We start from the raw sequence: 22,052 nt of genomic DNA on the forward strand, positions 1-22,052 counted from the left end.
TTCGTGGAGGTAGACAAAACGGAGCCGCGGCACCTGAGATCAGTTCGAAAGGGGCGCCCTTTTACTGACTTTTCGAACCGATGAAAGCGCGCGCATCGCAACGGCGGAGAGCTGATAGGCGAGGATCGATTCCGCCCCTTGGTTGCGATTGACGCCGTGACGCATCAGCCCATCGTAACAGGATCCATCGTCGACGATGGCAATGGGGACGCCCGCGTCATTGTCGCCTACAAACCAGCGGAAGGCACTTTCAGCGCGTTCGATCCACACTGGATCCTTGGTCGCATCGAAAGCCACCGCGGCGGCGTCGACCATCGCCTGCGCTTCTACCGGCTGCTGGTCGTAGACGCCGGGCCGCTGGTACTCGCGGAAGAAGGATTCATGGCCGATGGGGCGGAACTGGCCATGAGCTCCTCGCTGGAGAGCACTCAGCCATCCCAGCGTCTCGATGCCCCGCTCGATCCATTCCGGGCGGCCCTCCGCCTGGCCGGCGCGGATATGTGCCTGGCAGAGGCGTGCATTGTCGTAGGCAAGGACCGGCTCATACCAGCGCCAGTCCGATCGGCCGAAATTCGAAAGCAAGTCGTCCAGCGTCTGGCCGGCGCGGCGAAGCGCTTCGATCGACGCAGCGTGGTCGGGCTGGTGCTTCAGCCGTTCGAACGCGCCCAGGGCTGCGAAGGCCTGCGAGCGCGGCGCGGACAAGGGCGCCATCGCCTGTGTCGCGCGCTCATAGAGTTCGCGCGCCCAAGACTTGATCGCCGGATCTTTCGCCACCCGCCCGGTGACGCCAAGCACCCAAAGGGCGCGACCGTTGCTGTCCTCACTTCCGCTTTCCTCGAGCCATTGGCGGTCGAAGCTCATGAAGTTTCGGAAACGGCCAACTTCGGAGTTCCAGGCTCCCTGGACAAACGCCGCGTAACGATGGGCGAGCACACGCATGTCCTCGTCCAGACTGTCTTCGCGCAGGACGGAGAGCAGGAGCGCGCGGGCATTGTCGTCGATGCAATAGCCGTGGTCCCAGTCAGGCACGCCGAACAGGCTGTGCTGGAACATCCCCGTGCCGTCGGTCATGCGGTGCAGCGCGGTGGTCGGAAGCGGGCGGCTCAGCCGGTCGCTGATCGCGGTCTTGGGGTGTGCGGTTCGCGACCGCCCGGCCGCCACGGCGTCGACGGCGCGTTCGACGACCTGCGGCCAGACCATCGAACGGCACGCCCGATAGACCTTCGTCGCGAGGGCCAGCCGCCGCTCGGGATGGTCAAGAAGTTCGAGAACAGCCCCGGCAAGCGACTCGCTGCTGCCCGGGTCGACCAGCACGCCCTTGCCGCCGGCCAACAACTCGCTGGCATGGACATAAGGGGTCGACACGATCGGTTTGCCGACGGCCGCAGCATAGGAGAGCGTGCCCGATGTGACCTGCGCCATGTTAAGGTAAGGCGTGATGTAGACGTCGCTCGCCTGAAGCATGTCGAGAAGTTCGTTCTGCTCGACGAACGCATTGTGAAAACGGACATGATCCGCGATGCCCAGTTCGGCGACGCGAGCTTCAAGGCTTTCGCGATACCGTTCCCCTTCATGCCGCTTCAGGTTGGGGTGTGTGGCACCGACGACCAGGTACAGGGTCTCGGGATGGCGGGCGACCACCGCCGGCATCGCCTCGATCATACGGTCGATGCCCTTGTCCGGCGCGAGTAGGCCGAAGGTCATCAGGACCGTGCGTCCTTCCAAGCCGAAGCGCGGCTTCATGCGGTCGGGCACGATCATCTGCCGGTCCGGCACGCCATGCGGAATGACCATGATCCGAGACCGGTCGATGCCGTAGGCCCGGTGAAGGGTGTCGGCGCCGCGTTCTGCCATCACCACCAGCTCGTCTGCGCGAGCGAGGAGCCGTTCGAACACTCGCGCTTCGGCCTCGGACGGCTTTTCGAGGACGGTGTGAAGCGTGACGACCAGCGGAAGTTCGGTCGCTTCGATCAGCTGAAGGATATGTTCGCCCGCGCTCCCGCCGAAAATTCCGAATTCGTGCTGGAGCCAGATGGCATCGGCGCCTGCCGCTTCGATCTTCCTCGCCGCCATCCGGTAGGCTAGCGGATCGTCTGCGCTGATCGTCGCAATCGAGGCAGGGTATTCGACACCGCTGCCATCATCCATCGCGAAATGATCGACAGTGAGTGACGGATAACGCTGCGCCAGCGCGTCGGCGAGGTGCGAGGTGAAGGTGGCGAGGCCGCATTTGCGCGGCAGGGCGTTTCCAATCAGCGCGAGCCGCTCGATCGGCGCGCGCTGCGGCGGCGACGTTGAATGGGATTCGTCCTGACGGACGAACATGACGTCATGATCGAGCATCGATAGCCTTCACGCTGTACTGGGCCAGAACTGGGCCAGTACCTTCGGAACGAACGTCACTTGTTCCGGTTGCTCTCGTTTCGCACATGCAGCAAAAAAATTCTAGGGCTAGCGACTTGGGAACGAGGTGAATTGTTCGATAGTTGCGGCAGACCCTTCAAGGTCAAGGCCCCCGCTTTGTGCGATGCAGCAATCGTCCGACGCAAAGCGCCCGGGCCTTTCGACCCGGGCGCCCTTGCGTGACGATTGCTCGTCAGCCCCCTTGGAACTTGGTCGAGGACCGAAGCCTCGTTGACGAGGGGCTTGAACCCGCAGGACCGGAACGGCAAGCGCTAACCTGTGTTTGGGTCACAGTTTGGGCGAGGCTGTGTCTGTCCGGCCACAATGTGGTCCCGATTGCGTTGGGCACGGCGCGCCTCTAGAGCTTCGCCCCGTCCACCCACCGACCTTCCAGAGGCTTTCACCCCTTGCGTGTTTCCCGATCCTTTCTTCCCGTGCTCAAGGAAAGCCCGTCCGACGCGCAGATCGTCAGCCACAAGCTGATGCTCCAGGCGGGGCTCGTCCGCCAGACCGCCGCCGGCATCTATGCCTGGCTTCCGATTGGTTATCGCGTGCTCCGCAAGATCGAGCAGATTGTGCGCGAGGAGCAGGACCGGGCGGGTGCCGGCGAGCTCCTGATGCCGACGCTGCAATCGGCCGACCTTTGGCGGCAGTCGGGCCGGTATGACGCCTACGGCCCGGAGATGCTTCGTATTACCGACCGCCACAAGCGCGAGATGCTGTACGGTCCGACCAACGAGGAAATGATCACCGCGATCTTCCGTGACGACGTGAAGAGCTATCGCGACCTGCCGCGCACCCTTTACCACATCCAGTGGAAGTTTCGGGACGAAGTCCGCCCGCGCTTCGGGGTCATGCGCGGCCGCGAATTCCTGATGAAGGATGCCTATTCCTTCGATCTCGACGAGGCGGGCGCACGGCTGAGCTACTACACGCAAATGCTGGCCTATCTTCGGACCTTTAAGCGGCTCGGTATCCAGGCCGTGCCGATGAAGGCGGCGTCGGGCCCGATCGGCGGCGACCTGAGCCACGAGTTCATCGTGCTTGCCCCCACCGGAGAAAGCGAAGTCTTCTACGACGCCGCCTTCGAGGAGTTCGACTGGGCGCGCGACAGCCTCGATTATAGCGACGAGGCCGGTCTCCATGGGCTTTTCGAACAGGTGAGCACGACATACGCCGCCACCGATGAGACGCACGACGAGGCGCGCTGGGCCGACGTGCCGCAAGACCGCCGCCGCACCGGTCGCGGGATCGAAGTCGGCCACATCTTCTATTTCGGAGAAAAGTACTCATCGTCGATGGGCCTCAAGGTGTCGGGCGCCGATGGCGGGATGGTCGTTCCGCATATGGGCAGCTACGGAATCGGCGTCTCGCGCTTGGTCGGAGCGATCATCGAGGCCAGCCATGACGATAACGGAATCGTCTGGCCCGAGGCGGTCGCGCCGTGGAAGGTCGGACTTGTCACGATGCGCGGTGACGACGCTGCAAGTATCGCGGCTGCCGACGATCTTTACGCTCGACTCAATGCAGCGGGAGTGGAGACGCTCTACGACGACCGCGACGAGCGGGGTGGCGTCAAGCTGGGCTCGATGGACCTGATCGGTCTGCCCTGGCAGGTGATCATCGGCCCGCGTGGGCTTGCGGCCGGAAATGTCGAACTCAAGAATCGGCGGACCGGCGAAAAGCTCGAGCTGCCGATCGACGCCGTGGTGGGGCACCTGACCGCATGATCCTCAACCGTTACGAGCGCATGATCGCCAAGCGCTACCTGCTGCCCACCAAGGGCGAGGGGTTCATCTTCGTCGTCGCCGGCTTTTCGATCGGGGCCGTCGCGCTTGGCGTCGCCGCGCTGATCATCGTCATGAGCGTGATGAATGGCTTCCGCGCCGAACTGTTCGACAAGATCACCGGCCTCAACGGGCACGCCATTATTCAGGGGTACGAAGGCCGTCTCGACGACTGGGAGCAGATCGCCGAGACCGCGCGCAAGACGCCTGGCGTCATCAACGCCACCCCGTTGATCGAACAGCCGCTGATGGCCTCTGCGAACGGCCGGGTCGAAGGCGTTCTGGTCCGGGGCAACACGCCGGAGGATATCCGTACCAACCCGACGCTCAACGCCAATGTGAAAGCGGGGGACCTTCGCGCCATTACGCCCGGCAGCGGACAAGTGGCGATCGGCGCGCGGCTGGCCGAGGCCTTGGGAGCCTATCCGGGCTCGGAAATCCAGCTGATCAGTCCGGAGGGCCGGTCGACACCGGTCGGCACGCTGCCGCGCATCGTCACCTACACGGTGGGCGCCGTGTTCGAGATCGGCGTCTACGAATACGACAACGCTTTCGTCATCATGCCGATGCGCGACGCGCAGGACCTGCTGTTGCTGGGCGACCAGGTCGGGATGGTCGAGGTGCAGACTAGCGATCCGGACAAGGTCGATGCGATCATCGCACCGCTGCAATCGATCGTTCGGGGCAAGGGCATCATCATCGATTGGCGGCAGATGAATTCGGCGCTGTTCGAAGCGCTGGAGGTCGAGCGCGTCGCGATGTTCGTGATTCTGTGCATCATCATCCTCGTCGCCGCCTTTAACATCGCATCGTCGCTGATCATGCTGGTGCGCGCCAAGACGCGGGACATCGCGATACTTCGGACGATGGGCGCGACGCGGCGGGCGATGATGCGGATCTTCATGACGGTCGGGGTCACCATCGGCGTCGTCGGCATTATGGTAGGCGCCTTGCTCGGCGCGATCTTCCTGTTCTTCCGCCAGGGCGTTGTGAACTTCGTCCAGCTGGTCACCGGCCAGAACCTGTGGGACCCGTCGGTGCGCTTCCTGAGCGAGCTGCCGTCGAAGACCGATCCCCTGGAAGTGACGGTGATCGTATTGGTGGCGCTGCTCCTGTCATCGATCGCGACTTTCTTCCCGGCGCGCCGCGCCGCGGCGACCGACCCCGTGCAGGTGCTGCGTTATGAGTGAGCCGGTTCTCGAGACGCGCGGGCTTCGCCGCAGCTTCACCCAAGGCGATGTCACGATCGAGGTGCTTCGCGGCATCGACCTTGCCATCCAGCCCGGGGAGATTGTCGCGCTGCTGGGCCCCTCGGGGTCCGGTAAGTCGACGCTGCTCCAGGCGGTGGGATTGCTCGAAGGCGGGTTCGAAGGGTCGATCCGGATCGCAGGCCACGAAGCATCGGCGATGAACAACGACCAGCGCACGGATCTTCGCCGCGATGCGCTGGGCTTCGTCTACCAGTTCCATCATCTGCTGCCGGATTTTGACGCACGTGAGAATGTCGTTCTTCCCCAGCTGATCCACGGCGCGACGCCTGAGGAGGCCCGGGCCCGGGCGGACGAGTTGCTGAGCAAGCTCGGACTGTCCCAACGGCTCGACCATCGTCCCTCGAAATTGTCGGGCGGCGAACAGCAGCGTGTCGCGGTCGCGCGAGCGCTTGCCAATCGACCGCCGTTGGTCCTGGCCGACGAGCCGACCGGCAACCTCGATGAAGCGACGGCCGATCGCGTGCTTGCAGAGTTTCTGACGCTGGTTCGCGGCGAGGGGAGCGCCGCGCTGGTCGCAACTCACAACGAGCGGCTGGCGGCGAAGATGGACCGTGTCGTGCGGCTGCATGAAGGGCACCTCGAATGAAGCAATCCCTGGTCTTCTGCGCCCTTTCGTTGGCGCTCGCCGCTTGCGGCGACAGCGATCAGGACAAGCTTTCCGACGACCTCGCCTCCGCCGAGCGCGGCGTTTCGCCGGGCGAGGAAGCCTCCGAGAACTTCGCCGAGGACGTCAACCAGGTCGCCGCCGCAGCCACGCCGAAGCCGGCGCCGGTTGCGAACGAAGTCGATGAGGAGGAACCTGAGGAGGCCTCCGACCCACTGGCGCCCATCGACCGGCCTAGGCCCGCCGCGAATGTCCAGCCCAGCTTCGATTGTGGGTTCGCGACCACAGACGCGGAGCAGTGGATCTGCGACGATCCGGACCTCGCCGCTCTTGACCGGACGATGAGCGCGAATTACCGGCGCGCACTCGCCCGGACGGACAGCGCGAGAGCCTCGATCCTGCGCCGGAGCGGCCAGCAATTCCTTCGCGATCGCAATCGCTGCCCCGATCCGGACTGCGTTGCGCAGGCCTATCGCTGGCGTCTTCGAGAAATCGCCGAAATCGAAGGGCGCTGAGCGATGGGCAGAATCCACGAGATACCGGTGCAGAAGGCTGACGGATTGACCGGAAACCTGGCCAGCGAAGACGGCAAGGTGATGCTGATCGTCAACGTGGCGTCGAAGTGCGGATTCACGCCGCAATATGAAGGTCTCGAGACCTTGCACAAGGACCTGTCGGCGCGCGGGTTCACCGTACTTGGTTTTCCCTGTAACCAGTTTGGCGCGCAGGAACCCGGCGACGCGGAGGAAATCGCCACTTTCTGCAAGCTGATCTACGACGTGGACTTTCCGCTGTTCGCCAAGATCGACGTTAACGGAGACGAGGCCGCACCAATCTACCGCTACCTGAAGGACGAGGCGCCCGGCCTCCTCGGCTCCAAGGCGATCAAGTGGAACTTCACCAAGTTCCTCGTCGACCGCACTGGGAAGGTCGTCAGGCGCTACGCACCGCAAACCAAGCCGGAAGAACTGCGCGGCGACATCGAGGCGCTGCTCTAGCGATTGCCAAGCCTGCCCGCGCAGCGCATGGTCTTGCTCGACGCGGGTTGGGGGCGACCATGACGACGGCAGGACCGGTTTCCGAGGGCAATCGCATCGTCGAGCTCGACGTGCTGCGCGGCGTGGCGCTGTTCGGCGTCCTGTTGATGAATTTCGTCGGCTTCGTCAGCGCGGGCGTCGTCACGACCGATGCGCAGCTTGCCGCACTACCGACGGCTCAGGTTGACCGATGGGTCAACTTCGCCGTGCTGTGGCTGGTCGGCGACAAGGCCAATACGATGTTCGCGACCCTGTTCGGCCTCGGCTTCTATTTGCAGATGAAGCGGGGCGAAGGACGCCCGGGCTTCGAGAGACGCTACACCCGCCGGCTAGTCTGGCTCCTGGTGTTCGGATTGCTCAATGTGACCCTGCTCTGGGTGTGGGACATTCTCCACGTCTACGCGATTGCCGGCTTCGCCTTGCTGCTGATGCGGAACTGGACGACGCGAACACTGGTCATCTTTGGGGCGATCGCGGCCCTCTACACCAGCCATGTACAGGATTGGTGGCTGGGCAGGCTTGGCATCCATCTGATCCCGGACTCCATGTACCAGGCGCCAGCAGTCCTTGCGCGACAGGCCGTCGTGACCGGCGGTAGCTATGCCGAAGTCACCGCGATGATGTGGCGCTGGACGGCCATCGAATGGCTGGCCGGCGGCATGCTCGTCGGTTGGATCGTCTATGCGCTGGGTCGTTTTGCGCTGGGCGCCGCAATCGGCCGAAGCGGGATTCTCGACGACATCAAGGGCCACCTTCCGCTCCTGCGGCGGGTAACGGGGATCGCGCTGCCGGTCGGCCTGATCCTAGCGCTGGTAGCGCGTCTGTGGGACGAGGACATCTGGCGGCCCTTCGACGGTGCCGGTTACGTCGGTGAATTCCTTCGTTCGCCCGCGGCGCTGGTGCTGGCTGCCGGTTATTCCGCCGGCATCGTTATCTCGCTCCGCCAACGCTGGGGCGCGCGCTGGTTCGGAATGCTGGCGCCGGTCGGGCAGATGGCGCTGACCAATTATGTGATGCAGGGCCTCATCTACGCCATCGTCCTGTTCGGCGTCGGGCCGGGGTTCGGCATGGCCGGTCGCATAGGCGCCAGTGCCGTCACCGTGATCGCGGTCGCATTCTTCGCGTTCCAGATCGTCTTCAGCTACTGGTGGCTGGCGCGATTCCGCTTCGGACCGATGGAATGGGTGTGGCGCACGCTGACCTATGGCAAGGCGCCGGAGATGCGTCGAACCGCCGAGAATTTCGCCATATAACTGGGGATAAATCGCGGGTCCGGCTGGAGAATCGCGGCGGCGATGGCCATAGTCGGGCGATGCCCGGCCCCTATGTTCCGCTTCGAATCTTCTCCTGCTTCACCATGCTCGAAGGGGCGATCGAGCCGAAGGCGATCGCGGAGCACGCCGCCAAGCTGGGCTTTCCCGCCGCCGCCCTGACCGACCGCAATGGCCTGTACGCGGCGATGCCGTTCGGCGACGCCTGCTTCAAAGCCGGGGTTCAGCCGATCGTCGGGGCGATGCTGGGCGTTTCGCGGCCCGGGACGATCGGGCCGGCAGGTGCGCTCGATTGGCTGGCGTTGCTGGCGCAGGACCAGCAGGGGTACGACAATCTGTGCCGGCTGGTGTCCGCTGCGCACCTCGACCGGCCGATCCACGAACCCCCGCACGTGACGTTCGAAGCGGTCGCAGAATCCTCCGCCGGCTTGATCGCGCTGACGGCGGGCGGGGAGGGCGCGCTGGCCCGGTTGTTGTCCGATGGGCAGGATTCGAAAGCGGAAGCCTACGCCGAGCTGCTCCAATCGACGTTCGGCGACCGGCTGTACGTCGAGTTGTCGCGGCGCGGCGATGCGGTCGAAGAAGCGGCCGAGGCGCGGCTGATCGCGATGGCGATGCGGCGCGGGCTGCCGCTCGTTGCGACCAACCCGGCCTGCTACGCCGAACCCGGTTTCCATGCCGCGCACGACGCCATGCTGTGCATCGCGGCGTCGACCCAGATCGACCATCCCGATCGCCAGCGCTCGTCGCCCGACGCCTGGCTCAAATCCTCGTCCATGATGGCGGAGCTGTTCGCCGACCTGCCCGAGGCGATCACCAACACGTCCGTGGTGGCGCAGCGGTGCGCGGTCGCAGCGCCGTCGCGCCGGCCGATCCTTCCGCGCCTCAGTGATGACGAGGACGAGACCCTGCGCCGGGAAGCGCACGCGGGCCTGGAAAGACGTCTCGAAGGGCGCGACGAGGCCGACAAGGCGCGGTACCGGGAGCGGCTCGACTTCGAGATCGACGTCATCACCCGAATGGGTTTCGCCGGCTACTTCCTGATCGTCGCCGACTTCATCCAGTGGGCGAAAGCCAACGATATTCCTGTGGGCCCAGGGCGTGGGTCGGGCGCGGGAAGCGCGGTGGCGTGGTCGTTGCTTATCACCGACCTCGACCCGATCGCGCTCGACCTGCTGTTCGAACGGTTCCTCAATCCCGAACGCGTGTCGATGCCCGACTTCGACATCGACTTCTGCGAAACCCATCGCGACAAGGTGATCGCGTACGTCCAGCGCAAATATGGCCGTGACAAGGTGGCGCAGATCATCACCTTCGGGCGCCTCAAGGCGCGCGCCGTGCTAAAGGACACCGGCCGGGTGCTGCAGATGCCGTACGGCCAAGTCGACCGGCTGGCGAAGCTGGTGCCCAACCATCCGACCGATCCGTGGACCCTGGAACGCGCGCTGGAGGGCGTCGGCGACCTTCGGCGCGAGTATCAAGGCGACGAGGACGTCAAGCGGCTGATGGACTTGGCGATGAAGCTGGAAGGCCTGCCACGCCACAGCTCGACCCATGCCGCAGGCGTCGTGATCGGCGACCGACCGCTTAGCGAGTTGGTGCCGCTATACCGCGACCCGCGCTCCGACATGCCGGTGACCCAGTTCGACATGAAATATGTCGAGGGCGCCGGTTTGGTGAAGTTCGACTTCCTTGGCCTGAAAACGCTATCGGTTCTCAAGGAGGGGCAGCGGCTGCTCGCACAACGCGGTATCGAGATCGACTATTCCGCGCTCCCCTGGGACGACCCTGCGATCTACGAGCTGCTCCAGCGCGGCGACACGGTCGGTGTCTTCCAGCTGGAATCCGAAGGCATGCGCAGAACGCTGTCTGCCGTGCGTCCGACCAGTTTTGGCGACGTCATCGCGCTGGTCTCGCTCTACCGCCCGGGCCCAATGGACAATATCCCGATGTTCGGCGACCGCAAGAACGGCCGTCAGGAGCTCGCCTATCCGCACCCGATGCTTGAGGGAGTGCTCAAGGAAACCTACGGCATCTTCGTCTACCAGGAACAGGTGATGCAGGCGGCGCAGGTGCTGGCCGGCTACAGCCTGGGCGAGGCCGACCTTCTCCGCCGCGCAATGGGCAAGAAGATCAAGAGCGAGATGGACGCGCAACGTGCGCGATTTATCGAGGGCGCGGCCCGCAACGCCATTTCCGAGGCCAAAGCCAACGAATTGTTCGACTTGATCGACAAGTTCGCCGGCTATGGCTTCAACAAGAGCCATGCCGCGGCTTATGCGCTGGTTGCCTATCACACCGCTTGGCTGAAGGCGCATCACCCGGCCGAGTTCTTCGCCGCGTCAATGAGCTTCGACATCCACCAGACCGACAAGCTGGCGCTGTTCGTCGAGGACATCGCACGGTCGGGGCTCGAATGCCTGCCGCCCTGCATCAACGCGTCCGAAGCGGCCTTCTCGGTTGAGGACGGGAAAGTGCGTTACGCGCTGGGGGCGCTCAAGGGCGTCGGCGAGCGGGCGATGGAATCGCTCGTCGAGGAGCGGAAGGCCAACGGTTCCTTCAAGAGCCTCGACGACTTCGCGGCGCGGATCGATCCCAAGCTGCTCAATCGGCGGCAGCTGGAGAGCCTAGCCGGGGCGGGGGCGTTCGACTCGCTCAATCCGGACCGGGCGCAGGTGTTCGCGGCGGCCGAAATGCTGCTCGCCCATGCGGCGTCGGCGCATGACCAGCGGACCAGCGGGCAGCACGGCCTGTTCGGCGGGGCGGACGAGGCGGACGTTTCGGCGATCCGCCTGCCGCGCGGACCGCAATGGACGCTGGCTGAGCGGATGGCGGCGGAGCGGGATTCTTTCGGCTTCTATTTTTCCGCCCACCCGGTTGACGCGCAGAAGCACCTGCTGGTGGCGCACAAGGTGAAAAGCTTCGCCGATCTCGCCGAGATGAGTGTGCCTAGCGACGGCAACCGCGCACAGACGACGATGGCGGGGCTGGTTGAGTCTACCCGCTGGGCGACGTCGGCCAAGGGCCGCCGCTACATGGTGGCGACGATCAGCGACGCGTCCGGCCAGTATATGGCGACGGTGTTCGACGAGGAGGCGACCGCGGCACTGGAGGCAGCGGCCAAGGGCGGCCAGTGTGGGCTGCTGGGCGTAGAACTCGACCGACGGCCGGGCGACGAGACTCCGCGCGTGACCGTCAAGAAATTCCAGTCGCTCGACACGCTGGCACGAAAGACGCGGCTGCAACTGGCGCTGCGGATAGCGGATCCGGCGCAGGTAGCGGCGGTGACCCGGGAACTCGAGGCGGCAGAGGGCGGCAACGGGTTCGTTCGTGCGACGGTCCGGCTGGCCGATGGGCGCGAGGCGACACTACTGCTGGGACGGCAATACACGCTGGATGCGGACCTTGCGGTCCGACTGGGGCGCATTCTCGGTGAAAATGCCGTCGAGCTCTCTGCGCAGGAGCCGCCGCGGCTGGCGCTGGTCGGCTAGGCACAAGAAAGCCGCCCGGCCAGAGGCCCGCCGGGCGGCTTTCGTCCCTGACGGGGTTCACGTCAGGCCATCATGAAACCGGCCATGTTGAGTTCCCTGGTCAGCTTCCGGTTCATTTCGTCGCCAACCCCTGCGCGGAGGCGCGGAAAGATCTCGTCTTCCTCGAGCCGAGCGTGCGCTTCGACCGAATCGCGGAATTCGCGAACGGTCGCAGCCCATTCCGGCGCGTCGGTCTTCATGTTGTTGAGGCGATGAAGGAACGTCTTCACCTCGCCATGCTCGCCCTCAAGCTGCTTCGCTTCCGCTACATCGTTGGACTCGCGAAGCGCCGGGTAAATGACATGCTCCTCGGCGTAGGCATGCTTGTCGAGCGCATGGCCAAGTTTCATCAGCAGCATTTTGCGCTTGGTCGTCTGGGTCTCGTCGGTTTCCAGCATCTTGTCGAACAGCGCCAGGACCATGTCATGTTCGGCGGCGAGGCTCGCGTCCCATTCGCCTTTGCTGGCGCTGAGGCCCTGCACCGCGAGCTTGCGGCCGATGTTGGCGGCGATCGCGAGGGCAGCGCCGCCGAGCGCGACACCAGCGATGGCGCCGGTCGAGCCCCAGCTAAAGGCGCTCCGCTCGGAACGGGTGTTGGATCGAGTGCCGTTACGCGTAGCCATGTCGTCCTCCTGCAAAGAAAGGTCGACTTCCTAACTGCTTGCGAAACCAACCCGTTCCGCGACTTGTCGCATAGAACGGCCGTTCGCCGCTATTGCGCCGGCGGCGGGCCTTCCGGAGTTGGCGCAGCAGGCGGCGGCGGGGGCTCTTCCGGCAGGGTCTGCGGCGCCAGCGGATCGGCCGCGACCGGCTCGGTCGGTTCGGGGCGACCGCCGCGGGCGGTTCGTCGACCGTCGGTTCGACAGGCGGGGGAGGCGGATTGGCCGTTTCGTACTCGGCGCCCGGATCGACCCTGGGCTTGCTGACCTTCGGCGGCGCCTTGTCTGCCGGGGCCGCGCCGGACTTGTAGACGCAGGCATCGAGCCCGTCGCGGCGGACCTGGCCGACTCGGGCGGTGATCGTGTTGCCGTAGCGGCGGGTGAACCCCTTGGGCGCGACCGCGCCGCGCTTCTTTGGCAGCGGCAGTATGGCGGCGATGCGCGCGGCCTCGTTGGGGCTCATCGCGCTGGCGTCATGGCCGAAATAACGCATCGACCCGGCGTTGGCGCCATAGGTGCCGATGCCGGTTTCGGCGAGGTTGAGGTACACCTCCATGATCCGGCGCTTGCCCCACAAATGCTCGATCAGGAAGGTGAAGTAGGCTTCCGCGGCCTTTCGCGGGTAGCCGCCACCTTGCCACAGGAAGGCGTTCTTCGCGGTCTGCTGGCTGATGGTCGATCCGCCGCGGATCCGTCCACCTGACGCATTGCGCTTCATCGCATCCTCGATCGCTTCGATGTCGAAGCCGTTGTGGCTGCAGAACTTGCTGTCTTCGGCGCCGATGGCGGCGCGGACCATGTCGCGATCCATCTCGTCGAGGCTCATCCAGTCGCGGGTCGCACCGCGCCCGGCGGCGATGTCGGCGAGCATCGTGGCGGTGATCGGTGGCGGTACGAAGCGGTAGATGACCACCCACAGCACGGTAAACAGGATGACGCCAAGGATGATGCGGCCAATCCAGCCGAGGACGCTTCTTCCACCTCCGCTCCTCGGTCGGCTTCGCTTGTAAGCGGGGATGCTGCTGGAACGTCTGGCCATGCCCGCTGACTAGCGAGCGGCTACCTTGCCGTCGAGCCTCTGGAGCAGCGCCGTCGCGCCGGGATCCTTGGGTCGCAGCTTCAGCGTCGCTTCGGCTTCCTTCCGAGCGCCGGCATTGTCGCCGGCGGCAGCGAGCGCGTTGGCCAGTTCGCGGCGCACCGGGAACCACCACAGCGGCGGATCCGAAGCGCGGCCGTAGGCGGGCTGTTCTTCCAGTTCGGCGCCCCGGCGGAAGGCGATCGCGGCTTCGGCGGGCTTGCCGTCGAGCATGGCGGCGCGGCCGTCGAGAACGGCCTTGGCGATGCGCAGGGATTCACCGGCCTGCCAGGACCAGCCTTCCTTCTTCTCGTCGGCGCGGGGAACACTGATCGCGGCTGATTCGGCACGGATTGCAGCGACGTCCTTGCGCCTCGCCGCCGCTTCGCCACGTGCGTAGTGCCAGAGGCCGCGGAGATAGGGGTAGGTCGGCGCCTTTGTCGCCATGATTTCAACGTCGGGCGCGAACAGTGCAAGGGCGACATATCCACTGCCGGCGAGCGCCTGCGCGAACGGCGACTTGAGGCCTTTGACGGCGGGATTGGTGGCGGCCTCGACCAGCGGACGGCCAAGATACAGTGCGGTGTCGGCATCGCCGGCCATCAGTGCGCCGCCAAGGCCGAAGGTGACGTTATGTGCGTGGTAGGGCAGGCCGAACACGCCTTCGGGCGGCGGACTATCCATTGCCTTGGCCTGGGCAATGCCGATGTCGACTGCCTGGCGGTTGACCCGCGCGGCGTCGTCATAGCGGCCAACCCAATAGTAGGTATGGCTCGGCATATGGACGAGGTGCTGGGACTTCGGCGCGTCCTTGCCGATCGTGTCGGCATAAACCTCCGCCTTGTAGCCGAAACCGGCTTCCTCGGTGGCATGGATGTAGAAATGAATCGCCGGCGTGTAGGCGGGATTGCGCTTCAGGACCGTCTCGAGGATTTCAGCCGCCTTGATTGATGCCTGCTTCCATTCGTCTTCGCTCTCTCCGACGGCCAGCAGGACGGCGTCGGCGGCAATCGTTGCCAGCTCGTCGCTATCGGGGTTCTGCGCGACGATGCGCTGCATCGCGGCCGCAAAAGCGACGTCGCCAGGCTTGCCGCCGCCGCCGTTGCGGTAGCGGGCGACGATGGCGCTGGCGAGCGAGCGTTCGAGGGGAGTACCGTTGGCACGGGCCAGCCGGTTGGCCCTCGCCGCCAATTTCTGCGCCGCTTCCAGTTCGTCCCCTTCGACTCCGTAGTTGATGGTCGGCCCCGCCGCCCAGGCTTCACCCCAGGCACACATCACGCAGGAAGGATCGAGCCTGACACTTTCGGCCATCGCGTCGCTGGCCGCCTTGTGAGCGAACGCGTGGGCGAGTTGCAGGCCGTTGTCGAAGAAGGCCTGGGCCCGCGGGTTCTTGCTCTGGGTTTGCATCCCGCCGTGGCCGTAGCCGTCCAGGATCTGCGCGGCCTTGGGCTTGGTTGCGTCAGCGTGCCCGGTATGGCTGTTGCTATCTTGCGCCCAAGCCGGCGCGGCGAGGCTCATTACCGACGCGAAGATCACCGCTGTTTTCATGCCATTATCCCCCCCGAACGACCGTCCGAGATTAGCATGGATCAAGCGGATGCGGAGCGGAAAAAGTAAAGCCCGGCAACCGAAGTTGCCGGGCTTCCATGGTTCGCATCCGAAGATTTGAACCACGCAAGTAAAACGGCAAAGGCCGCCATCGGTTCCACGACGCTGCAAAAAAATTTTCGCGATCATGAAATTTTGCCGGGAGCGCTCCAGGGGCGCTACCGCTTGCCGCGTTGCAGCAAGACGCATATCTGGCAAGCCATGACCTCGACCAACGACATTCGCCGCGGTTTCCTCGACTATTTCGAGAAGAACGGACATGCGCGCGTCCAATCCGCGCCACTGGTACCGCACAACGATCCCACGCTGATGTTCGTCAACGCCGGCATGGTGCCGTTCAAGAACGTGTTCACCGGCCTGGAATCGAGGCCCTATTCGACGGCGGTCAGCAGCCAGAAGTGCGTCCGCGCCGGAGGCAAGCACAACGACCTCGACAACGTCGGCTACACCGCGCGCCACCACACCTTTTTCGAAATGCTCGGCAACTTCTCGTTCGGCGACTATTTCAAGGAACAGGCGATCCTCCACGCTTGGACCCTCCTCACGAAAGAGTGGGGCCTGCCGGCGGATCGGTTGACGGCGACCGTCTATCACACCGATGACCAGGCGTTCGACCTGTGGAAGAAAATCGCGGGCCTTCCCGAAGAGCGGATCATTCGCATCGCCACCAAGGACAATTTCTGGGCGATGGGGTCGGACGGTCCGTGCGGGCCCTGTTCGGAGATCTTCTACGACCATGGCGATCACATCCCTGGCGGTCCGCCGGGAAGCCCGGACGAGGACGGCGACCGGTTCGTCGAGATCTGGAACCTCGTTTTCATGCAGTTCCTGCAGGAGAATGACGAGATTGTCGGCGACCTGCCCAAGCCGTCGATCGACACCGGCATGGGACTGGAACGGGTTGCGGCGGTGCTTCAGGGCGTCACCGACAATTACGACACCGACACCTTCAAGGCGCTGATCGCAGCATCGGAAGCGCTGACCCATACCAGGGCGGAAGGCGAGCAGCAGGCCTCTCACCGCGTCATCGCGGACCATCTCCGCGCATCGGGCTTCCTGGTCGCCGACGGGGTGCTGCCGGCCAACGAGGGCCGTGGCTACGTCCTGCGCCGGATCATGCGCCGGGCGATGCGCCACGCGCATATCCTGGGCGCCAAAGATCCGCTGATGCACCGGCTGGTGCCGTCGTTGGTGTCAGAAATGGGCGCGGCGTTCCCCGAGCTCGTTCGCGCGCAGCCGCTGATCGAGGCGACGCTGGAACAGGAAGAAACGCGTTTTCGCCAGACTTTGTCGAACGGGCTCCGGCTGCTCGATGAAGCGACGGCCTCGATGGGCGAGGGCGGTACGCTGCCCGGTGCGACCGCGTTCAAGCTCTACGACACCTATGGCTTCCCGTACGACCTGACCGAGGACGCGCTGCGGGCGCGCGGCATGAGCGTGGATCGCACGGGCTTCGACGCGGCGATGGCGGAGCAGAAGGCAGCCGCACGCGCGGCGTGGAAGGGTTCGGGCGAGAAGGCTTCGGACGAGCTATGGTACGACCTTGCCGAGGAAGTCGGCGCAACCGAATTCACCGGCTACAACGGCACCGAGGGCGAGGGCGCGGTGGTCGCGATCGTCAAGGACGGTGCGCGGGTCGACAGCGCGTCGGAGGGCGAGACCGTCACCATCGTCCTCAACCAGACGCCGTTCTACGGCGAGAGCGGCGGCCAGGTCGGCGATGCGGGAAAACTGACCGCGCTCAACGGTTTCGAAGGAGTCGTCGAGGACACGTCGAAGCCGCTGGGCAAGCTCCACGCGCTTCGGACCCGGATCGCCAAGGGCAGCGTCAAGGTCGGCGACAGCCTGCACCAGTCGGTCGACGCCGAGCGACGCGACGCGACCCGCGCCAACCACAGCGCGACCCACCTGCTTCACGCCGCGCTTCGCGACGTGCTGGGCGGACATGTGTCACAGAAGGGCAGCCTGGTAGCGCCGGACCGCCTGCGCTTCGACTTCTCGCACCCCAAGGCGCTGACCGCTGACGAGATCGAGCGGATCGAGGCGGACGTGAATGCGGAGATCCGCGCCAACGAGGATGTCGCGACGCGGCTGATGACGCCGGACGACGCTGTCGCGGCCGGCGCGCTGGCGCTGTTCGGCGAGAAATATGGCGACGAAGTGCGCGTGCTCAGCATGGGCCGACCCGGCGACGCCAAGCATTATTCGGTCGAATTGTGCGGCGGTACGCACGTGTCGGCGACCGGCGACATCGCACTGTTCAAGATCGTTGGAGAAAGCGCGGTCAGCTCCGGCGTGCGGCGCATCGAGGCGCTGACCGGCGAAGCGGCGCGACTGTGGCTCAATGCCCGCGACGAAAAACTCCGCGACGTCGCGGCCAGCCTCAAGACCTCTCCCGACGACGTGCCGTTGCGCGTAGCGACGCTGGTCGAAACCACGCGCCGCCTGGAGCGCGAACTGGCCGAGGCCAAGAAGGCGTTGGCGATGGGCGGCGGCAGCGGCGCGCCCGCGGCTGGCCCGGAACAGGTTGGCGGCCACAGCTTCCTCGGCCAGGTCGTCGACGGGCTCGACCCCAAGGGCCTTCGGGGTGAGGTCGATGCGATGAAGCAGCGGCTCGGCACCGGCGTCGCGGCGCTGGTCGCCGTCAATGACGGCCGCGCCAGCGTGGCGGTCGGCGTTACTGACGACCTGGTCGCCGAGGTGTCGGCGGTCGATCTGGTAAAGGCGGCGGTGGCGGCGCTCGGCGGGCAGGGCGGCGGTGGCCGGCCGGACATGGCGCAGGGCGGCGGTCCCAATGGCGGCGAGGCCGACGCGGCGCTGCAAGCGGTGAGGGACGCGCTCCAGTCCGTCGCGGCCTGATGGACGTCACGTCGTCTGAGCCGATCACCTTGAACGGCGCCTGCCATTGCGGCGCCGTGCGGTTTACCGCGACCCTTCCCTACGGCCTCGCCACTGCTCGGCGGTGCAACTGCTCACTGTGCCGGATGCGCGGTGCTGTCGCTGTCACCGCGCTGGTCGACGGAGGACTGACGGTGACGGCTGGCGAGGAATTCCTTGCGACCTACCAGTTCAACACCAAGGTCGCTGAGCATCATTTCTGCACCAGTTGCGGCATCTATACGCACCATAAACGTCGCGGGAATCCCAACGAATATGGGGTGAACGTCGCCTGCCTCGAGGGTCTGTCGCCGTTCGACTTCCCGGAGGTGACTGTCAACGAAGGCCGGGTGCATCCAAAGGACGCATCCGCGCCGGACTATGACCCGGTGGCAGGCTGGTTACGATTTCAGGCGAACCGATGACATTCCGCGCGACCGTTCTCACGCTCTATCCCGAAATGTTTCCCGGGCCGCTGGGCGTCAGCCTGGCGGGACGGGCGCTGGCCGAAGGGACCTGGTCGCTGGAGGCCCGGAACATCCGCGACCATGCGATCGACAAGCATCGCACGGTCGACGACACGCCGGCCGGCGGCGGGGCGGGGATGGTGCTTCGTTGCGACGTTCTGGCGGCGGCGATCGACGCAGTCGCCGATGGTCGGCCAGTGATGGCGATGAGCCCGCGCGGGGCGCCGCTGACGCAGGCCCGCGTGCGCGACCTGGCGGCGGGCGAGGGGGCGATCATCCTGTGCGGCCGCTTCGAAGGGTTCGACGAGCGCATCTTCGAGGCGCGGGCGGTCGAGCCGGTGTCGATCGGCGACTATATCCTGTCCGGCGGGGAAGTGGGGGCGATGGTGCTGCTGGACGCTTGCGTTCGGCTGCTTCCCGGCGTAATGGGCGCGGCCTCCAGCGGTGAGGAAGAGAGCTTCGAAACGGGGCTTCTCGAATATCCGCACTATACCCGACCCGTTGAATGGGAAGGACGCACGATCCCCGAAGTGCTGCGATCGGGGGATCATGCGAAGATCGCGGCGTGGCGAAAGCAACGCTCGATCGACGATACACGGCTACGGCGGCCGGACCTGATTTCGCGCCATGGGGGCGCGGAGGGGTCGTCGCCCTCTGGTGCGCAGCGCGAAAAATAGGGTCGTAAAGACAATGAACCTGATCCAGACGCTCGAAGCCGAGCAGATTGCCTCGCTGACCGAAGGCAAGACCATTCCCGAATTCCGTCCCGGCGACACGCTGAAGGTCGGCGTGAAGGTCGTCGAAGGCGAGCGCAGCCGCGTCCAGATGTACGAAGGCGTGTGCATCGCCCGCGCCAACAAGGGCGTGAATTCGAACTTCACCGTTCGCAAGATTTCGTTCGGCGAGGGCGTCGAGCGCGTCTTCCCGCTCTATTCGCCGATCATCGATTCGATCGAGGTCGTCCGCCGTGGCGCCGTGCGCCGCGCCAAGCTGTACTACCTCCGCGGCCGCCGCGGTAAGTCGGCCCGTATCGCCGAGCGCCGCGACACCCGTCCGGCCAAGGGCGAGAAGACCGAAGCTTAAGCTTTTGGCTTGCGGGGGTTGCATCCTCCGCGCCAGTCGCGATGAAGGGGCGTCCGGGTTCTCCGGGCGCCCTTTTCCTTTGCAGCCGAAAGGTGCCTTACTTGCGTAATGCGTTCTTGCTTGCCGCCTGTGCCGCTCTCGTGACCGTCCCGACCACCGTCAACGCCCAGGTCGGAAACAAGCCACTGACCCTTGAACGCGTCTACGCCAGTCCGTCGCTGACCGGTTCGACGCCGCGTTCGCTGGAACTGTCGCCTGACGGCAGGCTGGTGACGTTGCTGAAGCCGCGCCCCGATGACCTTGAACGGCTCGATCTTTGGGCGATCGATCCGCAAACCGGGCAGTCACGGATGCTGGTCGACAGCAAGAAATTCGAAAGCGGCGCGGTGCTTAGTGAAGCCGAGCGGATGCAGCGCGAGCGGGCGCGCATTGCCAATCTCAAGGGCATCGTGCGCTACAGCTGGTCAAGCGACGGCAAGTCGATCCTCGTGCCCCTGGATGGAGATATTTTTCTCGCTGACCTCAACGGCAACGTGCGCCGGCTGACCAACAGCAAGGAGACGGAACTTGACGCCACGGTAAGCGAGAAGGGCCGCTACGTCTCCTATGTGCTGAACAACGAACTCAACGTCCTTGATCTTGGCACCGGGAAATCAGCGCAGATTACCAAGGGGGCGTCCGACACGGTCAGTTGGGGGCTTGCGGAGTTCATCGCTCAGGAAGAGCTCGGTCGGACGAAGGGGCATTGGTGGTCGCCCGATGACAGCCGCATTGCGGTGGCGCGTGTCGACGAAAGCGGGGTTGAGCTTGCGACTCGCGCCGCGATAGGCGCCGAGAAGACGACCGTAGTGGAGCAGCGCTATCCGCGCGCTGGGACCAGCAACGCCGTCGTCGACCTTTACCTGATGAATCCGGATGGCAGCGGGGCGGTAAAGGCCGACCTGGGCGACGATCCCGACTATTATCTGGCCCGCGTCAGCTGGACGCACGATGGTCGTTCGGTGATCGTCAAACGCCTGAGCCGGGACCAGCATCGGCTCGACTATCTCGTCGTAGATCCCCGCACCGGCAAGTCGCGGATCCTGCTGACCGACAAGGCCGACAATTGGATCAACCTTGGCAACGACTTCTACGCGCTGAAGGACGGGAGTTTCCTGCTGACTTCGGAGCGGTCGGGGTACAATCACATCTACCGGCTGGCGAACGGGAAGCTTTCCCAGTTGACGTCGGGCCCGTGGGAAGTGGGCCAAGTCAAGAAGGAAGGCCTCAGCGATGCACGCGGCATCCTCGCCGTAAATGAGGAACTCGGACGCCTGATTTTTTCGGCGAACAAGGGGCGGGCGATCGATAGCCATCTCTATGCCCTGGACTATGCCCGGAAAGGCGCGCAGCCGATCCAGCTGACCCTGGATGGAACGTCCAACGGCGGCAAGTTCGACCGGTCGGGCCGTCTTGGCCTCATTTCCACGAACTACCCAGGGCAACCCACCCAGCTTTGGCTGAGCAATGACAAGGGCAAGCGCCTGGCCTGGATTGCCGAGAACAAGGTGACCGGCGACCACCCGCTTGCGCCCTACATCGGCGCATTCGTTGCGCCTCAATATGGCCAACTGATCGCCGCCGATGGCAAGACGAAGCTCGATTATCGAATGCTGAGTCCGAAACTGGCGCCGGGGCAGAAGGCGCCGGTCTATTTCAAGGTCTATGGCGGGCCGCAGTCGCGTGACGTGTCGTTCGGTTTCGTTTCCCCAATCGATCAGTATCTCGTTCAACAGGGTTGGATCGTCTTCCAGGCCAGCAATCGGGGGCAGGAAGGACGCGGAACCGCCTTCCAGACCCCGGCATATCACAAGCTCGGCGGGGTCGAGGTCGCGGACCAGCTGGCGGCGCTTGCGTGGCTGAAGAAGCAGCCGGGGGTCGATCCCGCACGGGTCGCCGTGCACGGCCACAGCTACGGCGGCTACATGACGCTCAAACTGCTGGAGGCGGCCCCTGGCGCATTCGCGGCGGGAATTTCGGCTGCACCGGTGACGCGGTGGGAACTGTACGACACGCACTACACCGAAAAGTACATGGGCGACCCACGCAAGGAGCCGGCCGCCTATGCCAAAGCCAGCGCGCTGACCGATAGCGTCAAGATCCGCGACCCGCTCATGGTCATCCACGGCATGTCGGACGACAATGTGCTGTTCCAGAATTCCACCGAATTGTTCGCCAAGTTGCAGGAAGCCAAGGTGCCGTTTGAAACCATGGTCTACCCGGGTCTCGGCCACAGCATTTCGGGCACGAACATCTCGGTCCATCAGTGGACGACCATCCTGAACTTCCTGAAGCGAAACGGGGTGGCGCCGGGGGCTCGTTGACTTTGACAGGCGCGAGG

At 64.9% G+C, this 22,052-nt stretch carries 15 protein-coding genes and 1 pseudogene; 12 read left to right on the forward strand and 4 right to left on the reverse strand.

Annotated elements, in window-relative coordinates; all coding sequences use genetic code 11:
- Positions 1–39: 39 nt before the first annotated feature.
- Positions 40–2,343 (reverse strand): glycosyltransferase family 4 protein, encoded by a 2,304-nt coding sequence (locus H9L12_RS04355; protein WP_246450600.1) that lies wholly within the window; start codon positions 2,341–2,343, stop codon positions 40–42.
- Between the two features lie 467 nt (positions 2,344–2,810).
- Here H9L12_RS04355 and proS point away from each other — a divergent pair, with 467 nt between their 5' ends.
- Genes proS through dnaE form a run of 7 tightly spaced genes read left to right on the forward strand, consistent with a single transcriptional unit; the run spans position 2,811 to position 11,864 of the window.
- A complete protein-coding gene (gene proS, locus H9L12_RS04360) occupies positions 2,811–4,133 on the forward strand; it encodes a proline--tRNA ligase (protein ID WP_187542771.1) in 1,323 nt (440 codons plus the stop codon).
- Positions 4,130–5,380, forward strand: a complete 1,251-nt coding sequence (locus H9L12_RS04365; RefSeq protein WP_187542772.1) for a lipoprotein-releasing ABC transporter permease subunit — start codon at positions 4,130–4,132, stop codon at positions 5,378–5,380. The genes proS and H9L12_RS04365 overlap by 4 nt, the downstream gene beginning before the upstream one ends.
- Complete coding sequence (locus H9L12_RS04370) at positions 5,373–6,047, forward strand: ABC transporter ATP-binding protein (RefSeq protein WP_187542773.1); 675 nt, start codon at positions 5,373–5,375, stop codon at positions 6,045–6,047. Before H9L12_RS04365 ends, H9L12_RS04370 begins: the two co-directional genes overlap by 8 nt.
- Positions 6,044–6,580, forward strand: a complete 537-nt coding sequence (locus H9L12_RS04375; RefSeq protein ID WP_187542774.1) for a lysozyme inhibitor LprI family protein — start codon at positions 6,044–6,046, stop codon at positions 6,578–6,580. The genes H9L12_RS04370 and H9L12_RS04375 overlap by 4 nt, the downstream gene beginning before the upstream one ends.
- A gap of 3 nt (positions 6,581–6,583) precedes the next feature.
- Entirely contained in the window at positions 6,584–7,063 is a 480-nt protein-coding gene (locus tag H9L12_RS04380; RefSeq protein ID WP_187542775.1) for a glutathione peroxidase, read from the forward strand.
- A gap of 59 nt (positions 7,064–7,122) precedes the next feature.
- On the forward strand, positions 7,123–8,355 hold the full coding sequence (locus H9L12_RS04385; RefSeq protein ID WP_187542776.1) for a DUF418 domain-containing protein: 1,233 nt from the start codon (positions 7,123–7,125) through the stop codon (positions 8,353–8,355).
- A 59-nt stretch (positions 8,356–8,414) separates the two neighbouring features.
- The gene (gene dnaE, locus H9L12_RS04390) at positions 8,415–11,864 is read left to right on the forward strand and encodes a DNA polymerase III subunit alpha (protein WP_187542777.1); all 3,450 of its coding nucleotides are present in this window, start codon (positions 8,415–8,417) and stop codon (positions 11,862–11,864) included.
- A 62-nt stretch (positions 11,865–11,926) separates the two neighbouring features.
- Here the strand turns inward: dnaE and H9L12_RS04395 are convergent, their stop codons facing one another.
- The 3 genes and pseudogenes from H9L12_RS04395 to H9L12_RS04405 all read right to left on the reverse strand — a co-directional run bounded on the left by H9L12_RS04395 (position 11,927) and on the right by H9L12_RS04405 (position 15,185).
- The gene (locus H9L12_RS04395; protein WP_187542778.1) at positions 11,927–12,526 is read right to left on the reverse strand and encodes a hemerythrin domain-containing protein; all 600 of its coding nucleotides are present in this window, start codon (positions 12,524–12,526) and stop codon (positions 11,927–11,929) included.
- Between the two features lie 346 nt (positions 12,527–12,872).
- Positions 12,873–13,601: pseudogene (mtgA, locus tag H9L12_RS13420) on the reverse strand (monofunctional biosynthetic peptidoglycan transglycosylase); the annotation flags it as partial.
- A 9-nt stretch (positions 13,602–13,610) separates the two neighbouring features.
- Entirely contained in the window at positions 13,611–15,185 is a 1,575-nt protein-coding gene (locus tag H9L12_RS04405; RefSeq protein ID WP_187542779.1) for a tetratricopeptide repeat protein, read from the reverse strand.
- 261 nt (positions 15,186–15,446) lie between these two features.
- Between H9L12_RS04405 and alaS the strand changes: the two genes are divergently transcribed.
- From alaS to H9L12_RS04430, 5 genes are all read left to right on the forward strand, one after another.
- The gene (alaS, locus tag H9L12_RS04410; RefSeq protein ID WP_187542780.1) at positions 15,447–18,104 is read left to right on the forward strand and encodes an alanine--tRNA ligase; all 2,658 of its coding nucleotides are present in this window, start codon (positions 15,447–15,449) and stop codon (positions 18,102–18,104) included.
- Positions 18,104–18,547: a GFA family protein gene (locus H9L12_RS04415; RefSeq protein ID WP_187542781.1), complete on the forward strand. Its 444-nt coding sequence runs from the start codon at positions 18,104–18,106 to the stop codon at positions 18,545–18,547. The genes alaS and H9L12_RS04415 overlap by 1 nt, the downstream gene beginning before the upstream one ends.
- Positions 18,544–19,266, forward strand: coding sequence for a tRNA (guanosine(37)-N1)-methyltransferase TrmD (gene trmD / locus H9L12_RS04420; protein ID WP_187542782.1), 723 nt, complete (start codon positions 18,544–18,546; stop codon positions 19,264–19,266). The genes H9L12_RS04415 and trmD overlap by 4 nt, the downstream gene beginning before the upstream one ends.
- 13 nt (positions 19,267–19,279) lie before the next feature.
- A complete protein-coding gene (gene rplS / locus H9L12_RS04425) occupies positions 19,280–19,672 on the forward strand; it encodes a 50S ribosomal protein L19 (protein ID WP_187542783.1) in 393 nt (130 codons plus the stop codon).
- Between the two features lie 92 nt (positions 19,673–19,764).
- Complete coding sequence (locus H9L12_RS04430) at positions 19,765–22,035, forward strand: S9 family peptidase (RefSeq protein ID WP_246450602.1); 2,271 nt, start codon at positions 19,765–19,767, stop codon at positions 22,033–22,035.
- The last annotated feature ends 17 nt before the right edge of the window (positions 22,036–22,052 follow it).

The organism is Sphingomonas rhizophila (genome assembly GCF_014396585.1).
In the GTDB taxonomy this organism is placed as follows: Bacteria; Pseudomonadota; Alphaproteobacteria; order Sphingomonadales; family Sphingomonadaceae; genus Sphingomicrobium; species Sphingomicrobium rhizophilum.

Excerpts from the sequence above, each read along its gene's own strand:
- H9L12_RS04355 (WP_246450600.1), bottom strand. The coding sequence starts at position 2,343 with ATGCTCGATCATGACGTCATGTTCGTCCGTCAGGACGAATCCCATTCA.
- H9L12_RS04365 (WP_187542772.1), top strand. The coding sequence starts at position 4,130 with ATGATCCTCAACCGTTACGAGCGCATGATCGCCAAGCGCTACCTGCTG.
- H9L12_RS04370 (WP_187542773.1), top strand. The coding sequence starts at position 5,373 with ATGAGTGAGCCGGTTCTCGAGACGCGCGGGCTTCGCCGCAGCTTCACC.
- H9L12_RS04375 (WP_187542774.1), top strand. The coding sequence starts at position 6,044 with ATGAAGCAATCCCTGGTCTTCTGCGCCCTTTCGTTGGCGCTCGCCGCT.
- H9L12_RS04380 (WP_187542775.1), top strand. The coding sequence starts at position 6,584 with ATGGGCAGAATCCACGAGATACCGGTGCAGAAGGCTGACGGATTGACC.
- H9L12_RS04385 (WP_187542776.1), top strand. The coding sequence starts at position 7,123 with ATGACGACGGCAGGACCGGTTTCCGAGGGCAATCGCATCGTCGAGCTC.
- dnaE (WP_187542777.1), top strand. The coding sequence starts at position 8,415 with ATGCCCGGCCCCTATGTTCCGCTTCGAATCTTCTCCTGCTTCACCATG.
- H9L12_RS04395 (WP_187542778.1), bottom strand. The coding sequence starts at position 12,526 with ATGGCTACGCGTAACGGCACTCGATCCAACACCCGTTCCGAGCGGAGC.
- H9L12_RS04405 (WP_187542779.1), bottom strand. The coding sequence starts at position 15,185 with ATGAAAACAGCGGTGATCTTCGCGTCGGTAATGAGCCTCGCCGCGCCG.
- alaS (WP_187542780.1), top strand. The coding sequence starts at position 15,447 with ATGACCTCGACCAACGACATTCGCCGCGGTTTCCTCGACTATTTCGAG.
- H9L12_RS04415 (WP_187542781.1), top strand. The coding sequence starts at position 18,104 with ATGGACGTCACGTCGTCTGAGCCGATCACCTTGAACGGCGCCTGCCAT.
- trmD (WP_187542782.1), top strand. The coding sequence starts at position 18,544 with ATGACATTCCGCGCGACCGTTCTCACGCTCTATCCCGAAATGTTTCCC.
- rplS (WP_187542783.1), top strand. The coding sequence starts at position 19,280 with ATGAACCTGATCCAGACGCTCGAAGCCGAGCAGATTGCCTCGCTGACC.